The organism is Arthrobacter sp. N199823, assembly GCF_002929705.1.
Lineage (GTDB): Bacteria > Actinomycetota > Actinomycetes > Actinomycetales > Micrococcaceae > Specibacter.
On sequence record NZ_PJIN01000017.1, the window covers coordinates 1 to 23,233 of the forward strand.

Sequence of the window (23,233 nt, forward strand, 5' to 3'; positions counted from 1 at the left end):
CGCCTGCTGAACGCGCTCCACGCCCCGGACAACACGACCACAATCGCGGCTTGACAGATATAGAAGATTCGGATCATCAATGACTGGGGGCAAGAACCATACCGAGACCGACAGGCCAACAACCCCAATTCTTACTCTTTAAGGGGCTACTAAAAAGGTAACGGGGCTGACGTGGACTCTGATATTGCACCAATCAAGGGGCGCGGGTTGCTGTCGTTACCGGATGATGTCTGGGATGTTGCCCGCCGTCGGACTGAGGTCATTGCGCCGCTGGCCGGGCTGGAGACCATCGGGCACCTGGCTGCGGACGAAGCCGCCCGGAGACTGGGTATCTCTCGGCGGCAGGTGTACCTGCTGATCAAGCACTACCGTGAGGGTGACCGCCTGGTGACAGATGTGGCCCCAGACACTCCAATGGAGGGCCAGGCAAGAACCGGTTGCCTGAACCTGTTGAGACGGTGATTGAAGAGCTGATCCGCAAACGCTTTCTGAGTCGACGAAAGCTTTCCCAGGCGGTGCTTTATCGTGAAGTCATTCAGGCCTGTCGCTCCAAAGACCTTCCTGTGCCGGCGCGCAATACTGTCACCAGGAGAATAGTGGCCCTGCACCCTGTAGAGGTCAAGCGCAGGCGCGAGGGCCGGGCCGCTGTCCGACCCTTGCAGTCAGCAGGGGACACTGTCCCGGTGATCGTGGCACCGTTGGATCAGGTGCAGATCGATCACACCGTGATTGATCTGATTATTATCGATGATCGTGAGCGGCAGCCGATCGGCAGGCCCTATCTGACGGTTGCCATTGATGTGTATAGCCGATGTCTGCTGGGCATGGTCGTCACCTTGGAAGCGCCGTCGGCGGTTTCGGTGGGTTTCTGCATCGCCCAGATGGCTTCAGATAAGCGACCTTGGTTGGAGGGTCTTGGTGTGGACGTGGCATGGCCGATGAGTGGCAAACCCAGAAAACTGTATTTGGATAACGCCGCAGAATTTAAAAGCGAGGCGTTGCGTCGGGGTTGTGAACAACACGGGATCAAGCTCAGTTACCGCCCGCCGGGACGGCCTCATTACGGGGGGCATCGTGGAGCGCATTATCGGGACCGTCATGCAGCGGGTTCACGAACTGCCGGGAACAACGTTCTCCAATCCGGGGCAGCGCGGTGACTATGATGCCGAAAAAATGTCCGCCTTGACCCTGGCAGAGCTTGAGCGCTGGCTGACGATCGCAGTGGCTGGCTATCACGGCAGTATTCACGGCACGCTGAAGCAAACACCGGCCGGGCGGTGGGAGCAGGGTGTGGCCGAGTTCGGGCCACAACCATTGGCCGTGCACCCGGCCGCGTTCCTCATAGATTTTTTGCCAGTCATCCGTCGCAGAATTACTCGCACGGGAATCGTCATTGACCACGTCCACTACTTCGCGAATGCGCTCAAACCGTGGATTGCGCGGCGGAACAGTGAGGATAAGTTCATTATCCGACGGGACCCTCGAGATATCAGCAGGAACTGGGTGCTGGAACCGGAAGGGGAAGTCTATATAGAAGTGCCGTACCGCAATGTTTCCCACCCGGCGGTAACGCTGTGGGAACACAAGCAAGCATCAGCACGCCTGCACCAGCAAGGACATGACCAGGTCAATGAGGATGCCTTGTTCCGCATGGTCGAGCAAATGCGCACGATCACCACGACGGCCCAGAAGGCCACCCGCCGATCGCGCCGGGATTTGCAGAGACGGAAGCATCTCCATACCACTGAAAGCGCCAAAACACCTGTAGTGCCAGCAGATGAAGAACCTCCTCAGGAGGGCTACACGGCGTCGGCTGTTCCATTCGATGAGGTGGAGCCATGCATTGATGACTACCCAACACCGGATCTTTCCCACCTCCTGCCCTGGGCTCAGACCATCGCCCGTTTGCCGGCGGGCGAACGTATTCAGCGAATCCGGGCCGATCGTTGGATCGGATATCCCCAAGCTGTGAAGGCCCTGACCCGGCTTGAAACACTCTTTGACTGGCCAGCTAAGCAACGCATGCCCAACCCGCTATTGATCGGGCCAACGAACAACGGTAAATCCATGATCATCGAACGGTTCCGCCGCCAACACCCATCTGAGTCCATGGCGGACCGGGAAAACATCCCCGTTTTATGCGTTCAAATGCCCTCCGAACCATCTATACCCCGGTTCTATACGGCTGTGCTTGCAGCGCTCGGCGCTCCGACCGGTCCCCGACGACGCGTTCCTGAATTGGAACAACTCGCACTGACTGTTTCGCTTGTCACTTAAACGAACGTATAAATAACAAAGGAGAACCGCCCGTGCTCCTTGGTTACATGCGTGTCTCAAAGGCCGACGGCTCGCAGACGACGGACCTCCAGCGCGACGCCCTCCTGGCCGCCGGCATCGAAGTGGACTCCCTATATGAGGACAGGGCCTCCGGAAAGAAGGATGACCGGCCCCAGCTGGCAGCCTGTCTCAAAGCCCTGCGCCACGGCGACACTTTGGTCGTCTGGAAACTGGACCGGCTCGGACGGGACCTGCTTCATCTGGTCAACATCGTCCACGACCTGACCGAACGCGGCGTCGGCTTGAAAGTCCTAACCGGCCAGGGCGCGGCCATCGACACCACTACCGCCTCCGGCAAGCTCGTCTTCGGAATCTTCGCCGCCCTCGCCGAGTTCGAACGCGAACTCATTTCCGAACGCACCATCGCCGGCCTCGCCTCCGCCCGGGCCCGCGGCCGCAACGGCGGCCGCCCCTACAAAATGACCCCCGCAAAACTTCGGCTGGCGATGGCGTCCATGGGCAAGCCGGGCACCAAGATCGGCGATCTCTGCACCGAACTCGGCGTCACCCGCCAAACCCTGTACCGGCACGTATCACCCACCGGGGAACTGCGTCCGGACGGTGAGAAACTTTTTGCCAGATAGTCTGCCGGGTGGTGAACGGGGAACGGGAAGTGCCTAAGCCTACGGTTCAGCGCCGCCGCGAGCCAATTACCCCGCCGCTGCTCTTATCCTCTGTGTGTCAGCCTGCGGGGTGGCGGGTTATGTGGTCAGTGGGGCGCAGGCGTGCGGCAACGATGATGCCGGAGAGCGCAGTCAGGCCGGCGACGACGGCGACGGCTGCCGGGATGCCGTACGCGTCGGCGATGAGGCCGGAGAGTAGGGCGCCGACGGCGAACCCGCCATCGCGCCACAGCCGGTATATTCCAACTGAACGCGCCCGCCATTCGGGGTGGGCAACATCGCCGATCGCTGCCAGCAGTGTGGGGTAGACCATGGCGGTGCCGGCGCCGAGCAGAATGACGGCGGCAAGCCAGGTGCCGAAGTCATGTCCTGCGGCGATCATGCCGAGCGCGAGGGCTTGGACGAGCATGCCTCCAGTGATCAGGGGTTTGCGCCCGATCCGGTCCGAAAGGGCACCGGTGATCAACTGTCCGGCGCCCCAGACTGCCGGGTAAACGGCGGCGAGGACCCCGATGCGTTCGATGCTTAGCCCTGCGGCGGCGAACAGGACGGGGAACAGTCCCCAGGCGAGGCCGTCGTTGAGGTTGTTCACCATCCCAGCCTGGCTGACGGAGGACAGTGACTTGTCCCGGAAGCTGGTCAGAGTGAACACCTCACGGTTGCTCAGCCCGGCATGGCTGTCGGCGTGGGCCGGGACGTGAAGCGCGGCTTCGGCTTTGGAGTGGTGGTGGGTTTCGCGGATGGTCAATACGGAGAGGCCGAGTCCGACAGCGATGAAGGCAGCGCCGAGCAGGAACGGCCCTGGACGCAGTCCGTAGGCGGAGGCGATGTAGCCGGTGGCCAGTGCGGTGCCCGCGACCCCCAGATAGCCGGCCGCTTCGTTCAGCCCCATGGCCAAGCCGCGCCGTTCGGGGCCGACGAGGTCCATTTTCATCATGACGGTGGTGGACCAGGTCATGCCCTGGCTGATGCCCAGCACCACATTGGCAGCGACGATCCAACCCCAGGTCGGCCCGAAGATCAGCAACACCGAGACGGGAATGGCGATGAGCCAGCCGGCGACCAGAACGGGTTTACGGCCGTACCGGTCCGAGAGGGTACCGGCGAAGTAGTTGGTGGCGGCTTTAGCCAGACCAAACGCCAGAATGTAGGTCAGCGCTGACGTGTACTCATCGAGGTGGAAGACTTTCCGGCCAGCAGCGGCAGGACCGTGCGCTCCTGGCCGAGGGTCCCGCCCACGAGGGCGTTGACGGCAACGAGCAGCAGGAACTGCGCCAAATTCTGCCGCAGTCCCAGCGTGATGGCCTCTGTTGTTCTACGCTGCCGGCGGGGTGGGACATTGCCTGAGGCCATTGGCGGATCCTGTCGATCTTCGGGTTCGGGTAGCTGGCTGATCCAACGGCAGAGTCCCGGTAGAACAGGGGTTTCTCCGGCGGGCGGTGGCAGGTCAGCGGGCCTGGACGGTGGCCATCATGCCTTGGTCTTCGTGGTCCAGGATGTGGCAGTGGATCACGGTACGGCCGGGGAAGTCCTCGAAAGCCACCCGGACTTTCACCTGGCCGCGGGCGGGAACGTTGACCACGTCCTGCCATCTGGGTTCCGTTATGTTACGGTCGCCGTCGTGGATGACCTGCATGGGCCACACGTGCAGGTGGACGGGGTGGTCCATGGGGCTCGAGTTGGTCAGGGTCCATTCCTCCACGGTCCCGGCGGCGGCCGTCTCGTCGAGCCGTTCGGGGTCGAACTTCCGCCCGTTGATGGTGAAGGCCATCATGCTGCCCGGTCCGCCCCCCATGCCTCGGCCTGTGATTCCGTCCATGGTTGCGTTCATTCCCATGGCGAAGTTCAGGGTGCGGGTGGCGGTGACCGGTTCGTTGCGCAGATCCCGCAGGGGCCTGCCCTGTGGTACCGGCCCCGGGGCGGTGCCGGCGTTTCCCGTGACGGCCAGGGTGAGCAGTTCGGCCGGTCCGGCGCCGGATTGGTTGTTGCCGCTCGTGGTCCCGCCCATCATGGTGTTCATGTTGCCGCGGTCCACGGGGGCCGCCGTGAGGGTAGAGGATCCGTCGCGGGTGTTCACGAGCAGTTCTACGCGGTTGCCGGGGGCGAGCACTACTTCGGTGACGTCCTCGGGGACCGGCAGGCGTCCGAGGTCACGGCTGAGCAGCTGGACCTGCTGTCCATCCAGGGCCAGGCGCAGGTAGCGGGAGGGGCAGGCGTTGATGATCCGCCACCGTTCGCGTTCTCCGGGCGCGGCGCGCAGTTGCGGGCGGAGTTGGCCGTTGACCAGGACGATCTGCCCTTCGCGTCCCATCATCTGCTGCATCTGGGTTACTTCGGTGAGATTGCCGTCGGCGTCGAGGGACAGGTCGGAGACCACCATTACCCGTTCCCGGGTGACCGGAACCGGGTCGGGGTCCTCCACCACGATGGCGCCGTAGAGGCCGGCGGCGACCTGGTCGGCGACGTGCCCGTGGCGGTGAGGGTGGTACCAGTAGGTCCCCGGCGGGTGGTCCGCGGGCAGGGTGAACTCGTAGTCGAAGGACCCGCCGGGGTCAATGCTGACGAAGGGGTTGTCGCTGTTGGCCTGGGGGGAGACGTGCAATCCGTGCACGTGCAGGTTGGTGGGAGCCTGCAGCCCGTTGCGCATTCTGACCCGGATCGTGTCGCCCGCGCGGACCCGCAGGGTCGGGCCAGGCAGGGAACCGTTGAACGCCTGGACGTTGGCCTCCCGCCCGCCGATCCGGATCCTTGCCGGTGCGGCGGTCAGGTCCAGTTCCAGCACCCGGTCGCGGCTGGCCAGCATCTGGGGTTGTGTTAGGCCCTGACCCCCGGTGTATCCGGAGCCGGTCCCGGTGGTCAGCCACAGCCCGGCGCCGCCGGCAGCCGTGGCGCCGGCCCCGATTGCACCCAGCGACAGCAGCTGGCGGCGAGTCAAAGGCCTCACCGCCCGTCCTCCTCCAGGATCCTGCTCCGTTCTTGGTATTCCTCGGTGCTGATCTCCCCGCGAGCGTAACGCCCCTCAAGGATCTCCCGGGCAGGGCCCGCACCCGTGCGTGGCGGCCCGTGCCTGTCAGTGGCGTTGCGGTTGAAGGCTTTAACCAGCACCACAGCGAGTAGGATTACGCCGGCGATCAGCAGAACCCAGAAAATCCAGGCCAGCCCCATCCCGCCCATACCAAAGCCGTTCATCATCAAAGGGTTTCCTTGTCTCTTGTTTGTGCCCGGCGAGGTCTCTTTGACACAACAACCTAACTGGCTGAGGGCTGTGCGGGCGGGTGGTTCCTTCTAGGCCTTGGTTGACTGGCGGGAGTTGTGCCAGGCGTCCCAGGCGGCGTAGCTGCCGTCGAGTTCGACGACGTCGTACCCGGCCCGGCGCAGGGCACTGGCGGCCACGGAGTTCCGCACGCCGGACTGGCAGTAGGACACGATGGTTCCGCCGGCCGGGAGTTCATCCAGGTGCCACATGGCGCGGCCGCCACTGAGCTGGTACGAGCCCGGGACGTGCCCGGCGCTGTGCTCGGAGCGGTTGCGGACATCCAACACCATGGCGGCCTCGAAACCGTCGAGTTCCTCGGGCTGGATCAGCTTCGGAGTGAAGGTGGGCAGCCCGTTGATGCTGGTGACGTAGCCGGCGACGTTGTCGATGCCCACCCGGACCAAGTGGTCCCACATGTCCTGCGCGGCTTCCTGGTCCTTGGCCAGGAGTACCAGGGGGTTCTGATCGGTTTCCGGGTTCACCACCCAGGCGCCGTAGCTGGCCACGGACTTGCCAGCCGGTACGTTCAGGGACCGGACCACGGTGCCCTTATGGACTTCGCCGTTGGGACGGGTGTCGATGAACGTGACCTTGTCTGCGGACAGGTCCTTGACGACGTCGGCCGTGTCCAGCACGGTGAGAGGCGTACGCTCACCCAAGAGGGCAGGACCTTCACGATTTTCACGTTTCATCCGGCCGAAGTACGCGTGCGCGTCCGGCTGGCCGTCCAGGAGCTCAGTGATGAAGCCCTGTTCGTCGTTCGCGGCGAGGTAGGGCCCCCACCAGGCGTAGAGACGCTCATAACCAACAGTGGAGGAAGGGACGGCACCCAGGGCCTTGCCGCAGGCGCTGCCCGCACCGTGGGCGGGGTGGACCTGGATGTAGTCCGGCAGGGTCAGGAACTTATCGCGCAGGCTGGCGAAGAGCTGCTTGGCACCTTCGAAGCGGGTGTCGATGCCGCCGGCTGCTTCATCCAGCAGGTCAGGGCGGCCCAAATCGCCGGAGAAGACAAAGTCCCCGGAAAGCAGATAGCCGGGCTGGTCGCTGAACGCGCCGTCCGTGACCAGGAAGGACAGGTGTTCCGGGGTATGCCCGGGTGTGTGGAGGGCCTGGATGCTGATGTTGCCGACGGTGATCGCGTCGCCGTCGTAGAGCCGTTCGCCGTCGAATTCGTACTGCCAGTCCGGACCGCCTTCACCCGAGACATAGATCTTGGCGCCGGTGGCGGCAGCCAGTTCCCGGGTGCCGGAGAGGTAGTCGGCGTGGATGTGAGTCTCGGTGACGGCCACGATCTTCATGCCGTTCTTCTCAGCCAGCTCCTGGTACACCGCGATGTCGCGGCGGCCGTCAACAACAACGGCGGTGCCGTTGGCCTGGCAACCAATGAGGTAGCTGGCTTGAGCGAGGTCTTCATCGTAAATGCGCTCGATAAGCATCTGGTGCTCTCCTTCAAGTGAAAGGGGATGGGGTGTTCTGAATCAAGTATAGATACCCCTAGGGGTATTCTGCAAGTGTGCGGCTGCCTACGCGGTTTTCCTGCTGGACAGCTTTCGCAGTAGTTGGCACAGGCGCGCCGGCGGGCGGACCCGGGCTTGTCTGGGTGGATCTTCGGGGGTTTGTTGATAGGTGACAGGGTGGCCTGCCCGGTACCACTCGGTGATCCCGCCGGCCACGTTGACCGTGGTGTATCCGTGGTCGGTGAGGATCCGGGCGGCCTGGCTGCTGCGTTTCCCTGACCCACACAACAGGTAGAGCGTTGTGTGGGTCAGGTCAGCAAGCCGGGAGGCCAGTTCCTCGAGGGGGATGTTCAGGCTGCCGGGGATATGGGCCCTCGCGTGCTCCTCCCGACTCCGGACGTCCACCAGCGTGACGCGGGGCCACACTGTGGCGAGTTCCTCTGCCGTGATCGTGCGCAGCGGTTCCGGCGGGGCTCCCGTTTCAAGCCGGTTCTTGGGCTGCATCGGCGCGGAGTTTGTCCATGTCCAGATTCTTCACGGCCTGGATGACTTCCTCCAGGCCGGTGGCGTTGAGGGCTCCGGGCTGGGAGAAGACGAGGGTCTTGTTCTTGAAGGCCATCAGGGTGGGGATGGAGGTGATGTTCGCTGCGGCGGCGAGGGCCTGTTCGGCTTCGGTGTCGACCTTGGTGAAGGTGATGTCCGGGTGCCTTTTGGCGGCGGCCCGTAGGTGGGGGCGAAACTGCGCCAGGGACCGCACCAGGCTGCCCAGAAGTCAACGAAGACAATCTCGTTCTTCTCCAGGGTTTCTGCAAAGCTCTGTTGGGTGATGTCGGTGGTTATCATGATCTGTCGTGTCCTTTCGTGCGTTGTCTTGATTGGCGGCGGGGCTGCAGGGCTCAGGTGGTGGGGAGGCCGGCGAGGGTCCAAGCGCTCATGCCGCCGGCCATGGTGTCCGCTTTGTAGCCGGCACCGTTGAGGACGTCGGCGACGCGGGCGGAACGGTTGCCGCTGTGGCAGACCGCAATGACCGGAACGACCAGGTCCAGCTCGGAGAAGCGGGCCTGCAGCTGGCCCATGGGGATGTGCAGGGCGCCGGGGATCATGCCGTCGGCGACTTCGAAGTCTTCGCGGACGTCCAGGATCCGGGCGGTGGAGCGGCGCTGGTCGGCTTCGGTGATGGTGATTTCAGCCATGATATTTCTCCTTTAAAATGGTGTGGCGCTGTGTTGTGAGCGGGTGTGATTGTCTAGCGGACGGGTTCGCCGGCTTGGCGCCAGGCGGCCATGCCGCCCCGCATCGAGTAGGCGTCGTAGCCTTTCGCGGCGAGCATCCGGGCCGCGGAGGCCGACCGCACTCCGGAGGCGCAGACTGCGATGACGGGCCGGTTTTTTTGGATCCCGGCGGTGCTGATCTGCAGCCGGTCCAGGGGGACGTGTTTGGCCTGGGGCGCGCGGCCGGTGCGCCATTCCTGGGCTGACCTGACGTCGATGAGGGTGGCGCCTGAGCCCAGGAGTTCCTTGGCTTGGGCGACGCTGATGGTTTTGTAGGGCTTGCTGAAGGCCTTTTTGAGTGAGTCGATCAGTCCCATGGTTGTTCTCCTGTTGGTTGGGTCAGGCGGTGACAGTGCTGGCGGTGACCCACGCCGCGACGACGAAGATGAGGACCGCGAATGAGATACGGATGTGCTTGTCATGCAGGTGGCGGGCCAGCCGAGCGGCAACCACCGATCCCACGATGGCCGGGACCGCGAACGCCAGGGTGGTGGCCCAGTCGATGGTGAAGCCGGCAGCGTGGGCGCTGAACCCGGCGGCGGAATTGATGACGATGATCGCCAGGGAAGTACCCACGGCCTGCTTCATGCGCAGGCCCAGGAAGATGGTCAGCGCGGGGGTGATAAGGAAGCCGCCGCCCACCCCGAGCAGTCCCGTGAGGAACCCGACGAGCAGGCCCACCCCCACGGCCTTCGGGGCACAGGACCGGAATGTACGGTTCGGTCCGGTGCTACAGGAACCTTCGCCTTCGCGGGGCTTGCTGAGCATCCGGATGCCCGCGGCCACCATGATCACGGCAAAAGCCAGCATCAGGATGTTCGGATCCAGCAGTTTGCCCACGGCCGCGCCGGCCCAGGCCGCCGGAATCCCGGCAGCCCCGACCAGTGCGATCACAGGCCAGTTCAGGCCATCCCGGGCCCTGGGCAGCAGGGCCGCCAGCGAGGATACGCCCACCACCAGCAGCGACGTCGGAATCGCCTGCGCCGGGGTCATGCCCACCCCGTACACCAGGGCCGGAACGGCGATAATGGACCCGCCGCCGCCCACAACGCCCAGGACGATCCCGACGACGAGCCCCAGACCCAGGGCCGGGATCATGCCGCCGCGGCCTCTTCAGCCGCCTGGACGGGAAGCTGCAGGATGGCGCTTTCGCGGGTGGGTTCCGTGGCTGCCTTGTTCCACGGCATGGCCAAGAGGGCCTTGCCCATGGCGCAGGTGTTGGTCGCGGCGGAGAACGTCAGCCCGGTGCCGATGGCGCCGGCCAGCATACGGACCTTAGGGGAAACGAACTTGCCGCCCACCAGGCCCAGCATCACCAGGGAGCCGGCGGCCAGGCGGACCTGGCGCTCCAGGTCCCAGCGATCCTTGCCCTTGACCACGTCCCCGTCGGCAGCAGCAAAGCCGGGAACGCCGCCGGTGAGCACGTAGGCGGTGTCGAGGCCAACAGTAGCCATGCGCTGGCGGGCCTGCTCGGCGCGGACGCCGGACTGGCAGACCAGGACCACGCGGGAGCCCAGCCTGGCGGCGAGTTCGTCGGTGTGCTCGGAGAGCAGCGGCAGGGGCACGTTGTAGGAGCCGCGGATGTGCATGGATTCGAATTCAGCGGCAGAGCGCACATCAATCACCACGAGGTCCTGGTGCTGTTTGATCCAGGACTGCAGGGTGTCGGGGGCGAGTGCGGTCACGGCACTGGCCTTGGAAGGGGAAGTCATAAATGGCCTCTCAAAAGGAACGGTTGAATACCCCACCGAGTATCACAGATACCCCCGGGGGTAGTCAAAACACCCACGGGGGTATATCGTTGAGGTCAGGACCTTATCGATGGAGAACCCCTTATGGAATTGAACCCAACCGAACTCACGCCCGTGATCAACCGCCTCAAGCGCGCCCAGGGCCAGCTCGCCGCTGTCACCCGGATGCTCGAGGAAGGCCGTGACTGCAAAGACGTCGTCACCCAGCTCGCCGCCGTCTCCAAGGCCTTAGATAAAGCTGGGTTTGCCATCATCGCCACCGGGCTGGAGCAGTGCATCGTCCAAAAGGACGCCACCATGGACAAGAAGGACCTGGAGAAGCTCTTCCTGTCCCTCGCCTGACCAGATCTGCTTTAGAACAGCCTCAAGGAGAACCATGACGTACACAATCACCACAACCGTCGCTCTTCCATGGACCGAAGCCCTGGACCGCACCCGGGACGCCCTGTCAGCACAGGGGTTCGGAATCCTGACCGAAATCAACGTACGTTCCACTTTCGAAGCCAAACTTGGAGCCGAAGCCGCGGACGCGGTGGGCGATTATGTCATTCTCGGCGCCTGCAACCCGGCCCTGGCCAGCCGCGCCCTCGCCGCAGAACCCGAAATCGGCGCACTGCTGCCATGCAACGTCGTGGTGCGCCGGAACAAGGATGCAGAAGTGACCACCGTGGAAGCCATCGACCCGCAGACCATGGTCCAGCTCAGCAACGCTGCCGCCGTCAAGGAAATAGCAGACGACGCCGGCACCCGACTCCGCAAGGTCCTCGCCGGGCTGAGTGAAACAACCGAGTAATGGTCTCCATAAACAGGGCGCCCGCAGAAGCCGCCAACATAAACAGGGCGCCCGCAGAAGCCGCCAACGACGGCGGCGGCAGGGGCTTAGTCATTCACACCGTCGGGCCGCTTGAGCAGGACACCCTGACCGGCATCCTCCGCAGCGCCACTAACGCCCGCGCCGCACTCACCCCGGGAACCGGCATTGAAGTGGTTGTCCAGGGCCCGGGTGTGAAACTCCTCGCCACAAACTCGCCCGCTACCGAAGCCGTCAAAAGCGCCCGGCAGTTGGACGTGAGCGTCCTCGCCTGCGGCAACAGCATGCGCTCCGCCCGCCTGGAAGAAAAGGATCTCGCGCCCGGCATTGGCATGGTTCCCGCGGCCATCGGCCACCTTACCCAGCGCCAATGGGACGGCTGGGCCTACGCCAGGCTTTAGGCCCAGGCGGCCCCCGGGGCCGCTTGCGCCCTGGCACCGCCGAAGGCGCGGTCTCTGCGTGCCGACATACATCCAGTGCAGACGACTTCTGATAAACCTGCAGTTACTTGAAGTTGAACGTTTACATCGCCAGCGCATCGGACGACTTTTTCACCGTCAAGGCAGTGCAGATGCCGGAGCTGTCCGCTCAGGCGCGGACGCTAGAGGAAATCCCTGACGCGGTCCGCTCCGCGGCCGCTGCCGTCGCCGGGCAGCCGGCCGATTTTTTCGACGTCGTCATCGACTTCTAGCAGGACCACCGAGTCCAAGTTTTTCCTCAACGTGCAAGTGCTGGCCCTCGACAGCGAAGAACAATTCCGACAACTGTTCATAGGCGCCGCCAAGTAGCCAACTCCTGCCACCCACCAGCCCCGAATACGACCGCGGAACCGGTTTAAATCAAACACGCCTTGAATCCGTGCAGAGGGCTTTGGACATTCCGTGCAGTCGACTTCTGAAAACGACATCGGGAGAGGGTTGGTTCATGGCACCTGGACTTTGGTGCCGGTTCAGGAACTGCCGTGTGAGTACATCATCCAATGCATCCGGCGGATCACCACCATTGAAAGGTTGTCAGCCATGAACATCAGCAAACGCAAGAAGAGAGTTGTCGGCTCACTCGCGGGTCTGCTCCTGCTCGGCGGCATTGCCTCCACCGGAGTGGCCGCTGCAAACGCCGCAAACAGCACGCCCCCAACCTCCCCCGCATCCTCGTCGACTCAAAGTGAGAAGAACGAGCAGCAGGAAGTGAACATCAAGGGATCGATAGCGGTGACCGAATCTGCCACCGTGGAATCTGATGCAGCTGAGGCCGCCAAACTGGCCAAGCTTGCCACGGTCGATGAGAAGGGCGCCAACGCTGCCGCAGTGGACAGTGTTCCAGGTAGCAGTGTCGTGAGTACGAGCTTGGACGATGAGGATGGGTTCTTGGTCTACGAGGTGACGGTGAAGGACAAGGCCGGGGCCATAACTGAGGTCATCGTCGATGCTGGCAACGCGAAGGTCTTAGCGTCCGAGGTTGAGGGCAACGAGGCTGGCGAAGGGCCTGAATCATCCAACGGTTTGGAGCAGGGAACCCATGCGGAAGGGTCCGAGGTCCAGGACGCCACTCCGGGGGCTACCACCGGGAAATAAGGGCAAAAGTTCCTTACGAAGCTGGGTTCAACCAACGGCCATGCATTCGCATCAGTGAATGTGTGGCCGTTTGCTGTGCGTTCCTGCCTTCCGACCCAGTCGTCGTTGGGTCTGGTTCCGTATCGTGGAGGCGCGAAGTTCCTGTGCTTTCATGGGGAAGCCGTGCCATGGCGGTCTTGGGACCATTCGGTGCTGCGGTGTGGGTGATCAGGACGGGCGGTGAGGCCGAGTTGTCGAGCTGGCATGCAGGCCGGGGCCTCCATCACGGGGAAAGGGTGCTCACTGCTGATCTTGAGGGCCTCTTCACCCGTGCCGGGCGTTCTAGTTTGAGTTATCGGGTCTCGGTGTCAAATCTCCAGAGTGTATGAGGCGCCGCGTTGATGATTTGGTGTTCGTCATCTTCCAGGCGTTCCTCACGGTGGTCAAGGTGGGGAAATAATTCCGTCGACGCAGCAGTGTGATCGGGAAAGGGCGGGCCAAGGGCCTGTGCTGGTTGTCCCGGTGCTGACGTTGACGCCGCTTGATGGGCGGGTGGGTCCTGAGGCGAGGCGGAGGCGACGCCAGCGCCCAGCAGGGATGTCGCGATAATAATAGCGGCAATGTTGAGGCACTTCTTGGCTCTGTCCATGGTTTGACCCTAAGCGGGGTCGATAAGAAATCGCTGAGTCGGCAACTAGCGCCTCGAGGTTGCTTGGTGCCTGTTGGTTTGCCCGCGTGGGCATGGTTTTCCTCAGCTGTTGCTCAGCTCAGCGGCACTACGCTGGGGTCGTGATCACTGAAACCGGCAGTCTCCTGTCTTTGTCGTCCATCCAAGCCGGCGTTTCTGCGGGCCTGTTCCCGCCGTGGTTGGACCCTGCGGTGATCCTGGGAAATCCGGGGTTGGGTCCGTGGGTTGTCTTGATCATGTGTGTGATGATTTTCGCGGAGACTGGATTGCTCATCGGTTTCTTCCTCCCAGGAGACTCCTTGTTATTCACAGCAGGGCTGCTCATCGCGACCGGAACCATTGAATTCAATATTGGCCTGCTCATACTGTTGCTCACCCTTTGCGCGTTTCTTGGCAATCAGCTCGGCTGCCTCATCGGGGCCAGCGCTGGACCAGCCCTCTACAGCAGGCCGGATTCCCGCCTCTTTCGGCGCAAGCATGTTCAGAGCGCGCATGCCTTCTTTGAAAAACACGGCGGCAGGGCATTGATTCTGGCTCGTTTTGTCCCCATTGTGCGGACCTTCATCCCCGTCGTTGTAGGTGTCGCCGGGATGAACCCAAAGCGTTTCGCATGGTTCAATGCTCTCGGTGCACTGCTGTGGACAGGCGGTATTGCGCTGTTGGGTTATTTTCTCGGTGATCGGGTCCCGTTCGTGAGGGACAACCTTGACGTGATCTTCATCGCCATCGTCGCAGTATCCGTGGTCCCGCTGTTGATTGGACTTGTCAAGGGATTCACGACGAATAGTCCTCCACCACCGGGCGATATTTAGAGCTCCAGCGGAGCTTGCGGACACTGCAGCTCAGTTTGGGCCGGTAAGGACGCGTAGGTAAATTGCAGCAATCAGGGCTTCTTCAGGTGCACCCGCCACTTGATGGTCGCTCCGTCTGCCTCCCTGCGTGCACTGGGTGTTGGGTCGTTCCGCCTTGTTGGTGGAGCTGGGGTTGTCGTCTGAGTGCGGTGCATGACGATGCTGCCTGGGTGCTCGTCCTGCGACACTGCCGAGGTGGCCAGTCGTTCAGCGTCTCATTGCATGGTGTTGCGTCGTGTGTGGTGCATGACGAGGACACAGTGCTCGCACCGGCGGGAATAGATGACCATGGCAATATCGTCAAGGAAGTCGGGTCGGACCGAGGGAAGGAAACTGGTGTGTTCTCCGGTGCCGGACTAGTCCCACCGAAGTGGCATCTTCCTTGCGGCAGCCATGGTGAGCAAGGGTTATTGATCTGGGCACTGTGCCAGCGATGAAGGGTGGGCACGATGCTGATCGTGGATAGCTCCGAGTAGATCGAGTCGGTGCTACAGGCAGGCAATGTACAGCGCCCGGCCTGCTCGCCATGGTTGCGACCGGGCCGGCACGCCCTCATAGGAACGCTCACAGTGTGAACGTGCTGGAGATCATGGAAACCGCATTGTCAGCCAAGATAGTGGGCTGCGGGTATAGGGCAAACGTCCTCGCTGCCGGGTCGGCCGTTGTCGACCGTGCAATGTCGATTGCCCCGGGAGGCGCAATCCCATGCACACTGCCCGGACGAGCAGCGGGTGCATCAGGCGATCCGCAGCACCCCCAACATGTTGGTCTATTCCCAGCCTCGCCCGAGCTTTGTCGGACGAGGCTTGGATGAGTTGGTCGACGCCGCAGGATGGGCCCGACCGGCTGAACGGAACTTCGATCGGCTCTTCACGGTGTGCAGTCTGCAGAGCCCACCGCAAGGGGGCCTGGGAAGGTACTGCGGCAGCACTCTGTTTGCCTTGAAACAAGCTTCCCGTTGACGCTCAGACCTAGACAATCCATCGTCATCCAAAGCGGCGCCGCCACCGTCAGCGAACACCCGCAGTCAACACTGGTTGTTGTACCGGGATGCTTGGTGGTCGCTGTCAGATGTCATGCGTGGGAGTGCTGGTGGATGGCTTCCTGTGAGGCGGGCGTTGGGCCAGGGGGTAAGGCTTGTTCCTTGCGGTTCCTGCGCCGCTTGTGGATGTGCCAGGCCACGAATCCAGCGATGGCGAGGCCCAGAAGGGTGAAAGCGACCGTGTGACCGATGCTCTTAGCGAGACTGAGGTAGGCGTTGCCTGCGAAGTAGCCGAGCAGGACTGTCGCGGTGCCCCACACGAGGCCGCCGGTGGCGTTGAAGAGCAGGAAGCGGCGGTAGGGCATGTGGGATGCTCCTGCCAGAGCGGGCATAACGGCTCGGAAGAAAGCGGTGAACCGTCCAAGAAAGACTGCGGTTCCGCCTCGGCGTGCCAAGAAGTCGCGTGCCTTGTCGAGTTTCTGTCGTCGTTTTTGCAAGAGGCGAAGGTTAAGTAATCTCGGTCCGAAGTGTCGACCGACTTCATAGCCGACAGAGTCCCCAACAATGGCAGCCAGAACGACGAGCGTCAGGATGAGCCACAGGTGCAGGTTGTGTTGGCTGGCCAGAACACCACCAAGGATGGCCGCTGTTTCTCCGGGAAGGATGAACCCGATGAACAATGCGTCCTCAGCGAAAACCAAGGCAGTGATGAGCAGATAGGCCACCACCGGGGTCACCTGCAGTATTGCTGCGATGATCGTGTTCATCACGGCACCACCGTCCCTTCCTGCTTTTCTCCAGCTTCCCACGATGATCCTGAGGGAACGTTGAGCGCGGAGGAGAACCGGCATCGTGCCTGCTGTCGGTGAGCGGTCTTCAGTGCCTTTAGTCCAGTTTTTCTCCGGTTCCGGGGGCTTTGGTGGCGGTGGCTGTTGCTGGGGCATAGCCGGCCGCGTCGGCGAGGACGGTGATGGTGACTTGATTGGTGGAGGAGCGGTAGAGACTGTACTTATTTTCCGGGTAGTGACCGGCCCCTGACGCGTTGTCGAAGTACACAGTTTCCTTATGGCCGGGCGCCAGGGTGAGTCCGTCGAGCTTTTGGTAGTAAGACTCGGTTGCGCCCGTTTTGGTGTCCTTCATGGTGTAGTACACAGCCAGTCCGGTCATGGATGCTGTGGTGGTGTTCGTGAGGGTGAACTGCAGCCGGTCGGGTACGGCGGCCTTGGATTGGGGGTCGACGTTGTTTTCCGCGATGGCATCGGTGACGGTGAGGCCGGGTTTGGTCCCGGTGGTGTTCATCGGGTTGCTTGTCACAGGCAGAACAGTGGCGCCAGCGGCCGAGACTGAGGTTGATGCGGATGGTTGGGTGGTTGTTGGGCTGGAACCGCAGGCAGCCAAGGAGCCAAGAGCGATCAGTGCAGCAGTCAGGGCGGCAGCGGGGCGGAGGAGCTTTTTCATGTCAGGGTGCCTTTCGTAGGATGGTTTTTTTGGTGCCGGACAGCAATGCTGTGCTAACGGATGTCGCCAGAGCTGCCAGGAGCCATAGCGTGTTGTTGAACGTTCCGGCCCAGATGGAAGCCAGGGGCTGCTGGTTGTACTCGTTCTTGATGCCCAGGTAGGCGAAGGTGGCGCGTTCGTATTGTTTGGTCACTGAGGTTTGTTCAATGAGGTCGCGAGTTGTTTCGTAGCCGGTGAAGTGGGCCATGACGGCTTGTTCGTGGGATTTGTCGACCTGCAGACTTGCGAAGAGCCCGCCGGGAATCTGGTTGTCAGGATCCATGGTGTCCCCGATTTGGGGGATGATCAGGACCACAACAAGCCAGAGGACCAAGGCCAGAATCAACCCCGTACCGGCACGTCGGGCCAGGGCCGTCAAGGTCATGGCCAGCAGCGACCACATGATGAGGTAGCCGGTGGTGTGGGCGCCGGCAAGAGCCAGACGCAGATAGTCGCTGCCTTGCAGGGGCGCATTGCCCACGAACAGCAGGCTTGCGACGATGACCAGGAACAGGGCCCCCACGGTGGCGGCCCAGACCAGCGACAGGGCAAGAATTTTTCCGCCAGCGAAGGCAAACCGTCCCAATGGGCGCGTGAAGATCAGCGCCAGAGTGCCCCGACCCTTCTCCTTGGTGATCATTGAAGTGCCCAAAACGACGGCGAACAAGCTCCCGATGATTTCCAAGTACTCCATACCTCCACGGAGCAGTTGCAAGGGAAAGAGTTGTGGGGCCGGGGCGGTGGCCGTGCTCCCAGCCGCTTTCAGAGCATCGAGGTAGTGATGGTAGTCGGCAATCTTGAGCCGGAAGTCCGCGGAGGCCACTACGACGGAGAGAATCACAGCGAGGGCTAGGAAACCAAAAAGGAGAATCAAAAGCCTATTGCGGCGCAGCTCCGTGATTTCCTTCTTGGCCAGGGTGAGCATCTCAGTCATGGAGCATTCTCCTCATCCGCTTCCGCCCTGTCATGGCCACGGCGGTGCAAACAGCAACAGCGAACACGGCAAGGGCCATGATGCTGCCGGCCATGGTTCCGGTGGCCTGGGGGTCAGCAAGCATCAGCGCAGCGACGTGCTTGAATTGTTCGCCGAGGGACAGCGGATCGACCAGGCTGCTGGTCGCTGCAAAAAACCCGTTCCCAGAGGCTGGTGGCGCAGATACAGGGTTCAACAGGGAGACAGGATGCGCGGCTGTCCCCAGCAGCGGCAAGATAAAAATCACAACACTCCAGATCACGATGGGGGTCAGCAGCGCGGACGTGGCGGAAGAGGAACGGATTCCGGTAATCATGCCCAGTGCCACAAAGGGAAGCATGAACAGCCCTGCCAAGGCGTACAGGGCGGCGATCCGGGCGCTGTCACCGACGGAGAGCACATGCCCGGCCACGATACTGATGCATCCGATGTTGATCATTGCCGAAACGGCCAGCACCAGCAGGACGAACAGAGCCAGTCCGGCGAGTTTTGATCCCAAATAGAACGACAGGTTCACATCCCGGGACAGAATGAGGTCCGCGGTCCGGGCTTGTCTGTCCCGCAGCGTCGAGCGGACCCCGATGACGATAGCCAGCAGCGCACCGATGAGCACAATGTAGATCACCGTGTTCCGGGCGTAGTACAACGGTGAGAAGGAGTCAAAGGGGTTGGCAACAGTGGTCAGGCCCTGCCGTAGCGCTTCTTGGTATACCCCCGTGACGCTCGAACGTGCCGAGGAACCGATGAACGCCGAGGCAGCAATCATGCCCACGAACACTGCCAGCAGCAGTTGAGGGAGCCGTTCGCGAACAGTGCATAGAAGTTCCTGAACGATCACGGCGCTCCACCGGGTCATGAGCGTTGGCCTGCTTCGATGTGGAGGTAAATGTCCTCCAACGACTCCTGACCAGGGAACGATTCCAAAGTTGCGGCCATCGAAGCCTGATAAATCAGGGTCCCTGCGCTGAGGATCCCTATGCTGGTGCACGTTTTTGTCACTTCGGCGAGCAGGTGTGTGTTCATGAATATGGTCATTCCCAGCTGCGTGTTCAAGGAAATGATGATTTCGCGCAGTTTCGCTACTCCCTGGGGATCGAGCCCGGAGGTCGGCTCATCGAGGAAGAGCACGGACGGTTGATGAAGAATGGCTTGGGCAATGCCTGCGCGTTGCCGCATGCCTTTGCTGAAGGTGCCCATCCGCTGGTTGTCGTGCCCGGTAAAGTCCAAAAACCCCAACACCTCGCGAATCCGTCCCGTCGGAGCGTGTACGCCCGAGAGGTGCGCGAAAAACAGGAGGTTTTCGACCAAGGTGAGATTGTCGTAGAACTGCACGTTTTCGGGCAGGTATCCAATGGTGCGGCGCACCTGGTTCGCCGCAGTTGCTATATCGTGGCCGCTGATTGCCGCCGTCCCCGAGGATGGTTCCATCAATGTGGTCAAGATGGTGACGATCGTCGTTTTTCCTGCCCCATTGTGCCCCAGCAATCCGAAAATCTCCCCGGCCGGTACGGACAGACTTAACTCGTTCAGTGCCTGGGTGGCACCGTACCTCTTGGTAAGTGCAGTGGTGGATATCGCGGTTGCAGTCATGCATTGGAGACTACGCGGCACTGACTAAGAGGATGCTGAGAGGGCAACGCCCGCAGGTTCACTCACAGGGTTTGAACTGATACGGCAGGTCGCGGCCCGGTGTTAGCGGGCTAGTCCAAGTCGGGGGGCCAGCCACGTTAGTGCCGGTGCCATGGCTTCCAGGGGCACATCCCAGGAATGCCCGGCACCTGGCACGCTGTGAGTGGTGACGGTCATCCCGGCGGTCTTCGCCGCTGCGGACACTTGGTTCATGTAGCCGCTGAAGCGGCCGTCCTGTGCTCCGGCGGCGAAGTAGATCCAGCTCTGCGGGTATTTGTTCTTGGCCAGCACCTTCAGGGGTGCAACAGCGTCGAAGGCGGCTGTGTCACCGCCGAAGGCTGCCTGAATGGTTGCCGTCCGGTCCGCCGACAAGGCGGGTTCCGCTTCTCCGCTCAGATCAATGGCCGAGGGGTAAATCTTGGGGTGCAGGGCGGCCATTTGTAGCGCGCATGTTCCCCCGAAGGAGAATCCCCCTATGGCCCAATGGTGCGCATTCGGGTCCACCGTGAGAGTGGCTTTGATCCAGGCAGGGACGTCCACAGCCAGATAGGTATCAGTTTTGGCGATGCGCGAGTCCATGCACATGGTGTTTGCCGAACTTGCTCCGTTGACATCCGGGATCACCACGACCGGCGCCAAACCGTCATGCGCGGCAGCGAAAGCGTCCATGGTGTGCTGCAATTGGCCGGCTTTGAGCCAATCGGCCGGGGCACCGGGTTGCCCGGGGATCAGAACCAACACAGGCAATAAGGGCCGGTTGGCCGCCTGATAGGCCGGGGGCAGGTAGACATAGGCGGTGCGGCCGGTGAATCCAGAAACGCGCCCGGGGATCTGTGCCGAGTACACAGTTCCTGCTGCAGGCAAGCCGGATGGCTTCACCCACCGGTCCACGACCGGTCCGGAAGTCAGGGCTGCCGAGGCCTGGCCTGCCGACTTTTTGGTGGAGTGCGGTGACAAGGGTGCGATGTTGGCGGTGCTGGCACCGGTCACATCGCCAACAGTGCGATACGCGCCGTAATAGGCGTTGACTTGCATTGAGACGGCCACCACGATCATGGCCATGGCGATCGGGGCCAGAATTTTGCGCCACCACCGGGCAGACACTAGATGCAACACCATCAGCAGGACGGCGAAGACGCCCACCCCGATCCAGGTGATTACTTGCAGCGGCAAGTCGTAGGCGGTGGCGTTGGCGACATGGACCATGTACCAGTTGATCGCCCAAGCCAGACCGGCGGCCAGCACGGCGGCGCAGACGACGCTAAGAACCCACCCGCGGTGACGGCGCAGCAGCAGTGCAGCCCCTGAGAGGCAGGCAAGAACAGCCACTGCCAGAGGAAACGGGCCCGTGATCAGATCAAGAGAGGAGAAAAAGGCCATGTCGATACTTTCCGGGGATTCGAGGCAGCTGAAAGGAGGGTTTCCGCCAGTGGGGTCGGTGCCGGGAGGACAGGAATGGCCCGAACAGGATGGGGGTTCCTGTCCGGGCCATTCTAGCGTGTATCAGCAGCAAGCCCTCGGTGGAGGGCTGCGGGTGTTTATGCAGTGGCGCCTCCTTTCACAGCAGTTGCTGGTGGTCTGGCCGGCTTATGGAGACCCGGGCAGATCGCCTGGATCTGTGTGGTTGCCGGTCTGTTGAAGGTCAGGGCCAGTGTCACCGGCCGGCTCTGGTGTGCCAGCCTTTTCGCCCGGCTCCGGTGCATCGTTGACTCCGGGAACATCCTGAGTTTCCTGGCCCCCCGCGGTGCCAGGAGTGTCCGGTGTGTCTGCAGGGGTGGGAGTGTCAGGCGTCGACTGGCTCGAGGAGGTGGGTGCCGGCACCGGGGTGGCTGCGTTGGCTGCACCAGCTGCTCCGAAGCCGAGCCCCGCCAAAGCCATTACGCCGACGGCACCCATGATCACCTTCTTCTTCATGGCCATGCCCGCCAACCGGGCGGTGAGATTCGGTTCTGCACTTTTCGTCATCGGTTTCTCCTTGTTTCTCTGCCATCCGGAGTGGGTGACCATGCCTCCACTGTGCGGGGACTTCGCTAAGTGGACGCTGAGAAACCCTTGGAGGACGCTGAGAAGTTGGGGGCGGCGTTTGTGTGAACGTCGCCAGCACAGGCATGGTTGATTCATGAAGCCACCTGCCCTGCGCCCACATCGATCCCGTCCTCATCTACGGAATGTGTGGGGTGTGCGCAAAAGGGCGACAGCGACAGCCATCTCTGTGGTCGCCTTGGCCCTGGTGGCAGGAGGATTGCTGTTGTTGGTATTACTGCAGACCTCACTGATAACCGCCACTGAAACGGCAGCGAAGTCCAGGGCGGCCGATGTGGCGGCACTGATCGCCAGCCAAGACGTCTCCGAGGCCGAACAATCACTGGCAGACACTGCGCGCAGCGGCCAGTACGTGCAGATCATCAGCCCCCAGGGAACCGTGGTTGCATCCTCGGAAAGATCCGCGGCAAGGACGCCGCTGTCGGATCTGCGCCCCCGTCCGGGGCAAACCCTGATCGATTCCGTTTCCAGTCTGCAGAGCATCGAAGACACCGACGAATTCTTCATTGTCGCCTCCGGCGTGCAGACTGAGAAAGGTGTCTACACGGTGGTCGTGGCATCGACCGTGCAAGTGCAGGCGGATTCCGTGACGACAGTGGCTTGGTTCCTGCTGGGTGCGACTCCATTGCTGTTGGCCGTGGTTGGCGTTGCCGTGTGGTTTTTGGTGGGCAGATCGTTGCGGCAAGTGGAACGCATCCGCGGTCAAGTGGCACTCATCGATTCCAGCCGGCTCAGCGAACGGGTTCAGGTTTCACCGACCAATGATGAAATCCAGCGTCTGGCCCTGACCATGAACACGATGTTGGACAAGCTTCAGGCCTCGGACGCCGAACAGCGCCGGTTTGTATCCGACGCCAGCCACGAACTGCGCAGCCCCCTTGCCACCATTAGCGCCGGTCTGGAAGTCGCCGCGGCAGATCCCAGCGGTGACACCTGGCATGAGCTCCAAGGGCTGCTCAGCAGCGAAACGACACGCATGCGCTACTTGGTCGATGATCTGCTGACGCTGGCCAAAGCCAACGATGGTGGGATCCGCATCACGGTCACCGACGTCGACCTCGATGACGTTCTGTCCACTGAAATTCGCCGACTGCAGCCCATGACCGACCACACCATTAGCGCCAGTCTCGTCCCTGCCAGGGTCCGCGGGGATGCGCACCGCCTTGGACAGGTGCTGCGCAACATCTTGGACAATGCCAACCGCCACGCCAGATCCACCATCACCATAGAACTGACGTCCGGCCCGAACGGGGTTGAAGTGGTCATCGACAACGACGGCGATCCCGTTCCCGAAGCTGACCGTCATCGGATTTTCGAACGTTTCGTCCGTCTCGACCAGAGCCGCTCACGCGAAAGCGGAGGCAGCGGGCTGGGCCTGGCCATCGCCGCTGGAATCATGAGTGCCCACCATGGCACCATCACCGCAACCCAAGCCCCCGGCGGGGACTGCCGGTTCGTGATGCACCTGCCCAGCGGGTCTGTTGACTGATTCTGATTTCTGGCTGGACCGA

Annotated in this window: 24 protein-coding genes and 4 pseudogenes; 10 read left to right on the top strand and 18 right to left on the bottom strand. The window is 62.2% G+C overall.

Annotation, left to right across the window (positions count from 1 at the left end; translation table 11 throughout):
• Nucleotides 1–171: 171 nt before the first annotated feature.
• The 3 genes and pseudogenes from CXQ93_RS21325 to CXQ93_RS19200 form a co-directional block, all read left to right on the top strand.
• A pseudogene (locus CXQ93_RS21325) lies at nucleotides 172–1,836 on the top strand (Mu transposase C-terminal domain-containing protein); the annotation flags it as partial.
• A 6-nt stretch (nucleotides 1,837–1,842) separates the two neighbouring features.
• Nucleotides 1,843–2,262: pseudogene (locus tag CXQ93_RS21330) on the top strand (TniB family NTP-binding protein); the annotation flags it as partial.
• A 47-nt stretch (nucleotides 2,263–2,309) separates the two neighbouring features.
• On the top strand, nucleotides 2,310–2,921 hold the full coding sequence (locus tag CXQ93_RS19200) for a recombinase family protein (protein WP_104112019.1): 612 nt from the start codon (nucleotides 2,310–2,312) through the stop codon (nucleotides 2,919–2,921).
• Nucleotides 2,922–3,018: 97 nt separating this feature from the next.
• Here the strand turns inward: CXQ93_RS19200 and CXQ93_RS19205 are convergent.
• The 10 genes and pseudogenes from CXQ93_RS19205 to CXQ93_RS19250 form a co-directional block, all read right to left on the bottom strand.
• A pseudogene (locus CXQ93_RS19205) lies at nucleotides 3,019–4,313 on the bottom strand (MFS transporter).
• Nucleotides 4,314–4,407: 94 nt separating this feature from the next.
• Nucleotides 4,408–5,904, bottom strand: a complete 1,497-nt coding sequence (locus CXQ93_RS19210; protein ID WP_104112020.1) for a multicopper oxidase family protein — start codon at nucleotides 5,902–5,904, stop codon at nucleotides 4,408–4,410.
• A complete protein-coding gene (locus tag CXQ93_RS19215) occupies nucleotides 5,901–6,152 on the bottom strand; it encodes an SHOCT domain-containing protein (RefSeq protein ID WP_104112021.1) in 252 nt (83 codons plus the stop codon). Before CXQ93_RS19215 ends, CXQ93_RS19210 begins: the two co-directional genes overlap by 4 nt.
• 93 nt (nucleotides 6,153–6,245) lie before the next feature.
• Complete coding sequence (locus CXQ93_RS19220; protein ID WP_104112022.1) at nucleotides 6,246–7,652, bottom strand: rhodanese-like domain-containing protein; 1,407 nt, start codon at nucleotides 7,650–7,652, stop codon at nucleotides 6,246–6,248.
• Nucleotides 7,653–7,739: 87 nt separating this feature from the next.
• The gene (locus CXQ93_RS19225; protein WP_104112023.1) at nucleotides 7,740–8,177 is read right to left on the bottom strand and encodes a rhodanese-like domain-containing protein; all 438 of its coding nucleotides are present in this window, start codon (nucleotides 8,175–8,177) and stop codon (nucleotides 7,740–7,742) included.
• Nucleotides 8,155–8,516: pseudogene (locus CXQ93_RS19230) on the bottom strand (thioredoxin family protein). The gene CXQ93_RS19225 and the pseudogene CXQ93_RS19230 overlap by 23 nt, the downstream one beginning before the upstream one ends.
• Before the next feature lie 53 nt (nucleotides 8,517–8,569).
• The gene (locus CXQ93_RS19235; protein WP_104112024.1) at nucleotides 8,570–8,866 is read right to left on the bottom strand and encodes a rhodanese-like domain-containing protein; all 297 of its coding nucleotides are present in this window, start codon (nucleotides 8,864–8,866) and stop codon (nucleotides 8,570–8,572) included.
• Between the two features lie 53 nt (nucleotides 8,867–8,919).
• Complete coding sequence (locus CXQ93_RS19240; RefSeq protein ID WP_104112025.1) at nucleotides 8,920–9,261, bottom strand: rhodanese-like domain-containing protein; 342 nt, start codon at nucleotides 9,259–9,261, stop codon at nucleotides 8,920–8,922.
• Nucleotides 9,262–9,283: 22 nt separating this feature from the next.
• On the bottom strand, nucleotides 9,284–10,042 hold the full coding sequence (locus CXQ93_RS19245; RefSeq protein WP_104112026.1) for a sulfite exporter TauE/SafE family protein: 759 nt from the start codon (nucleotides 10,040–10,042) through the stop codon (nucleotides 9,284–9,286).
• Complete coding sequence (locus CXQ93_RS19250) at nucleotides 10,039–10,656, bottom strand: rhodanese-like domain-containing protein (protein ID WP_104112027.1); 618 nt, start codon at nucleotides 10,654–10,656, stop codon at nucleotides 10,039–10,041. Before CXQ93_RS19250 ends, CXQ93_RS19245 begins: the two co-directional genes overlap by 4 nt.
• Nucleotides 10,657–10,779: 123 nt before the next feature.
• Between CXQ93_RS19250 and CXQ93_RS19255 the strand changes: the two genes are divergently transcribed.
• From CXQ93_RS19255 to CXQ93_RS19270, 5 genes are all read left to right on the top strand, one after another.
• On the top strand, nucleotides 10,780–11,037 hold the full coding sequence (locus tag CXQ93_RS19255; RefSeq protein ID WP_104112028.1) for a metal-sensitive transcriptional regulator: 258 nt from the start codon (nucleotides 10,780–10,782) through the stop codon (nucleotides 11,035–11,037).
• Between the two features lie 34 nt (nucleotides 11,038–11,071).
• Nucleotides 11,072–11,488 carry a DUF302 domain-containing protein gene (locus CXQ93_RS19260; protein WP_104112029.1) on the top strand — a complete coding sequence of 139 codons (417 nt, stop codon included), beginning with the start codon at nucleotides 11,072–11,074 and terminating at the stop codon, nucleotides 11,486–11,488.
• Nucleotides 11,488–11,907, top strand: a complete 420-nt coding sequence (locus tag CXQ93_RS19265) for a DsrE family protein (protein ID WP_258069121.1) — start codon at nucleotides 11,488–11,490, stop codon at nucleotides 11,905–11,907. Before CXQ93_RS19260 ends, CXQ93_RS19265 begins: the two co-directional genes overlap by 1 nt.
• A gap of 107 nt (nucleotides 11,908–12,014) precedes the next feature.
• The gene (locus tag CXQ93_RS20505) at nucleotides 12,015–12,197 is read left to right on the top strand and encodes a hypothetical protein (RefSeq protein ID WP_146073280.1); all 183 of its coding nucleotides are present in this window, start codon (nucleotides 12,015–12,017) and stop codon (nucleotides 12,195–12,197) included.
• 328 nt (nucleotides 12,198–12,525) lie between these two features.
• Nucleotides 12,526–13,080: a PepSY domain-containing protein gene (locus CXQ93_RS19270; protein WP_146073281.1), complete on the top strand. Its 555-nt coding sequence runs from the start codon at nucleotides 12,526–12,528 to the stop codon at nucleotides 13,078–13,080.
• A gap of 331 nt (nucleotides 13,081–13,411) precedes the next feature.
• Here the strand turns inward: CXQ93_RS19270 and CXQ93_RS20510 are convergent, their stop codons facing one another.
• The gene (locus CXQ93_RS20510) at nucleotides 13,412–13,708 is read right to left on the bottom strand and encodes a hypothetical protein (protein ID WP_146073282.1); all 297 of its coding nucleotides are present in this window, start codon (nucleotides 13,706–13,708) and stop codon (nucleotides 13,412–13,414) included.
• Nucleotides 13,709–13,848: 140 nt separating this feature from the next.
• On the opposite strand from CXQ93_RS20510, the gene CXQ93_RS19275 reads away from it, so the two are divergent.
• Nucleotides 13,849–14,559, top strand: coding sequence for a VTT domain-containing protein (locus tag CXQ93_RS19275; protein ID WP_308470645.1), 711 nt, complete (start codon nucleotides 13,849–13,851; stop codon nucleotides 14,557–14,559).
• A gap of 1,113 nt (nucleotides 14,560–15,672) precedes the next feature.
• Here the strand turns inward: CXQ93_RS19275 and CXQ93_RS19280 are convergent.
• The 7 genes from CXQ93_RS19280 to CXQ93_RS19310 form a co-directional block, all read right to left on the bottom strand.
• Complete coding sequence (locus CXQ93_RS19280) at nucleotides 15,673–16,347, bottom strand: DedA family protein (RefSeq protein WP_104112031.1); 675 nt, start codon at nucleotides 16,345–16,347, stop codon at nucleotides 15,673–15,675.
• Nucleotides 16,348–16,465: 118 nt separating this feature from the next.
• Complete coding sequence (locus tag CXQ93_RS19285) at nucleotides 16,466–17,038, bottom strand: hypothetical protein (RefSeq protein WP_104112032.1); 573 nt, start codon at nucleotides 17,036–17,038, stop codon at nucleotides 16,466–16,468.
• 1 nt (nucleotide 17,039) lies between these two features.
• Nucleotides 17,040–18,011, bottom strand: coding sequence for an ABC transporter permease (locus CXQ93_RS19290; protein WP_104112033.1), 972 nt, complete (start codon nucleotides 18,009–18,011; stop codon nucleotides 17,040–17,042).
• Nucleotides 18,004–18,906, bottom strand: coding sequence for an ABC transporter permease (locus tag CXQ93_RS19295; protein WP_104112034.1), 903 nt, complete (start codon nucleotides 18,904–18,906; stop codon nucleotides 18,004–18,006). The genes CXQ93_RS19290 and CXQ93_RS19295 overlap by 8 nt, the downstream gene beginning before the upstream one ends.
• Entirely contained in the window at nucleotides 18,903–19,640 is a 738-nt protein-coding gene (locus tag CXQ93_RS19300; protein WP_104112035.1) for an ABC transporter ATP-binding protein, read from the bottom strand. The genes CXQ93_RS19295 and CXQ93_RS19300 overlap by 4 nt, the downstream gene beginning before the upstream one ends.
• A gap of 102 nt (nucleotides 19,641–19,742) precedes the next feature.
• The gene (locus tag CXQ93_RS19305) at nucleotides 19,743–21,059 is read right to left on the bottom strand and encodes an alpha/beta hydrolase family protein (RefSeq protein WP_104112036.1); all 1,317 of its coding nucleotides are present in this window, start codon (nucleotides 21,057–21,059) and stop codon (nucleotides 19,743–19,745) included.
• Nucleotides 21,060–21,266: 207 nt separating this feature from the next.
• On the bottom strand, nucleotides 21,267–21,644 hold the full coding sequence (locus tag CXQ93_RS19310) for a hypothetical protein (protein ID WP_258069122.1): 378 nt from the start codon (nucleotides 21,642–21,644) through the stop codon (nucleotides 21,267–21,269).
• A 214-nt stretch (nucleotides 21,645–21,858) separates the two neighbouring features.
• Here CXQ93_RS19310 and CXQ93_RS19315 point away from each other — a divergent pair, with 214 nt between their 5' ends.
• Nucleotides 21,859–23,211 (top strand): ATP-binding protein, encoded by a 1,353-nt coding sequence (locus CXQ93_RS19315; protein ID WP_258069123.1) that lies wholly within the window; start codon nucleotides 21,859–21,861, stop codon nucleotides 23,209–23,211.
• Nucleotides 23,212–23,233: the final 22 nt, after the last annotated feature.

Coding starts and splice junctions, on each gene's coding strand:
- CXQ93_RS19215 (WP_104112021.1), bottom strand. CDS start 6,152: ATGATGAACGGCTTTGGTATGGGCGGGATGGGGCTGGCCTGGATTTTC.
- CXQ93_RS19220 (WP_104112022.1), bottom strand. CDS start 7,652: ATGCTTATCGAGCGCATTTACGATGAAGACCTCGCTCAAGCCAGCTAC.
- CXQ93_RS19225 (WP_104112023.1), bottom strand. CDS start 8,177: ATGCAGCCCAAGAACCGGCTTGAAACGGGAGCCCCGCCGGAACCGCTG.
- CXQ93_RS19235 (WP_104112024.1), bottom strand. CDS start 8,866: ATGGCTGAAATCACCATCACCGAAGCCGACCAGCGCCGCTCCACCGCC.
- CXQ93_RS19240 (WP_104112025.1), bottom strand. CDS start 9,261: ATGGGACTGATCGACTCACTCAAAAAGGCCTTCAGCAAGCCCTACAAA.
- CXQ93_RS19245 (WP_104112026.1), bottom strand. CDS start 10,042: ATGATCCCGGCCCTGGGTCTGGGGCTCGTCGTCGGGATCGTCCTGGGC.
- CXQ93_RS19250 (WP_104112027.1), bottom strand. CDS start 10,656: ATGACTTCCCCTTCCAAGGCCAGTGCCGTGACCGCACTCGCCCCCGAC.
- CXQ93_RS19255 (WP_104112028.1), top strand. CDS start 10,780: ATGGAATTGAACCCAACCGAACTCACGCCCGTGATCAACCGCCTCAAG.
- CXQ93_RS19260 (WP_104112029.1), top strand. CDS start 11,072: ATGACGTACACAATCACCACAACCGTCGCTCTTCCATGGACCGAAGCC.
- CXQ93_RS19265 (WP_258069121.1), top strand. CDS start 11,488: ATGGTCTCCATAAACAGGGCGCCCGCAGAAGCCGCCAACATAAACAGG.
- CXQ93_RS19270 (WP_146073281.1), top strand. CDS start 12,526: ATGAACATCAGCAAACGCAAGAAGAGAGTTGTCGGCTCACTCGCGGGT.
- CXQ93_RS20510 (WP_146073282.1), bottom strand. CDS start 13,708: ATGGACAGAGCCAAGAAGTGCCTCAACATTGCCGCTATTATTATCGCG.
- CXQ93_RS19280 (WP_104112031.1), bottom strand. CDS start 16,347: ATGAACACGATCATCGCAGCAATACTGCAGGTGACCCCGGTGGTGGCC.
- CXQ93_RS19285 (WP_104112032.1), bottom strand. CDS start 17,038: ATGAAAAAGCTCCTCCGCCCCGCTGCCGCCCTGACTGCTGCACTGATC.
- CXQ93_RS19290 (WP_104112033.1), bottom strand. CDS start 18,011: ATGACTGAGATGCTCACCCTGGCCAAGAAGGAAATCACGGAGCTGCGC.
- CXQ93_RS19295 (WP_104112034.1), bottom strand. CDS start 18,906: ATGACCCGGTGGAGCGCCGTGATCGTTCAGGAACTTCTATGCACTGTT.
- CXQ93_RS19300 (WP_104112035.1), bottom strand. CDS start 19,640: ATGACTGCAACCGCGATATCCACCACTGCACTTACCAAGAGGTACGGT.
- CXQ93_RS19305 (WP_104112036.1), bottom strand. CDS start 21,059: ATGGCCTTTTTCTCCTCTCTTGATCTGATCACGGGCCCGTTTCCTCTG.
- CXQ93_RS19310 (WP_258069122.1), bottom strand. CDS start 21,644: ATGACGAAAAGTGCAGAACCGAATCTCACCGCCCGGTTGGCGGGCATG.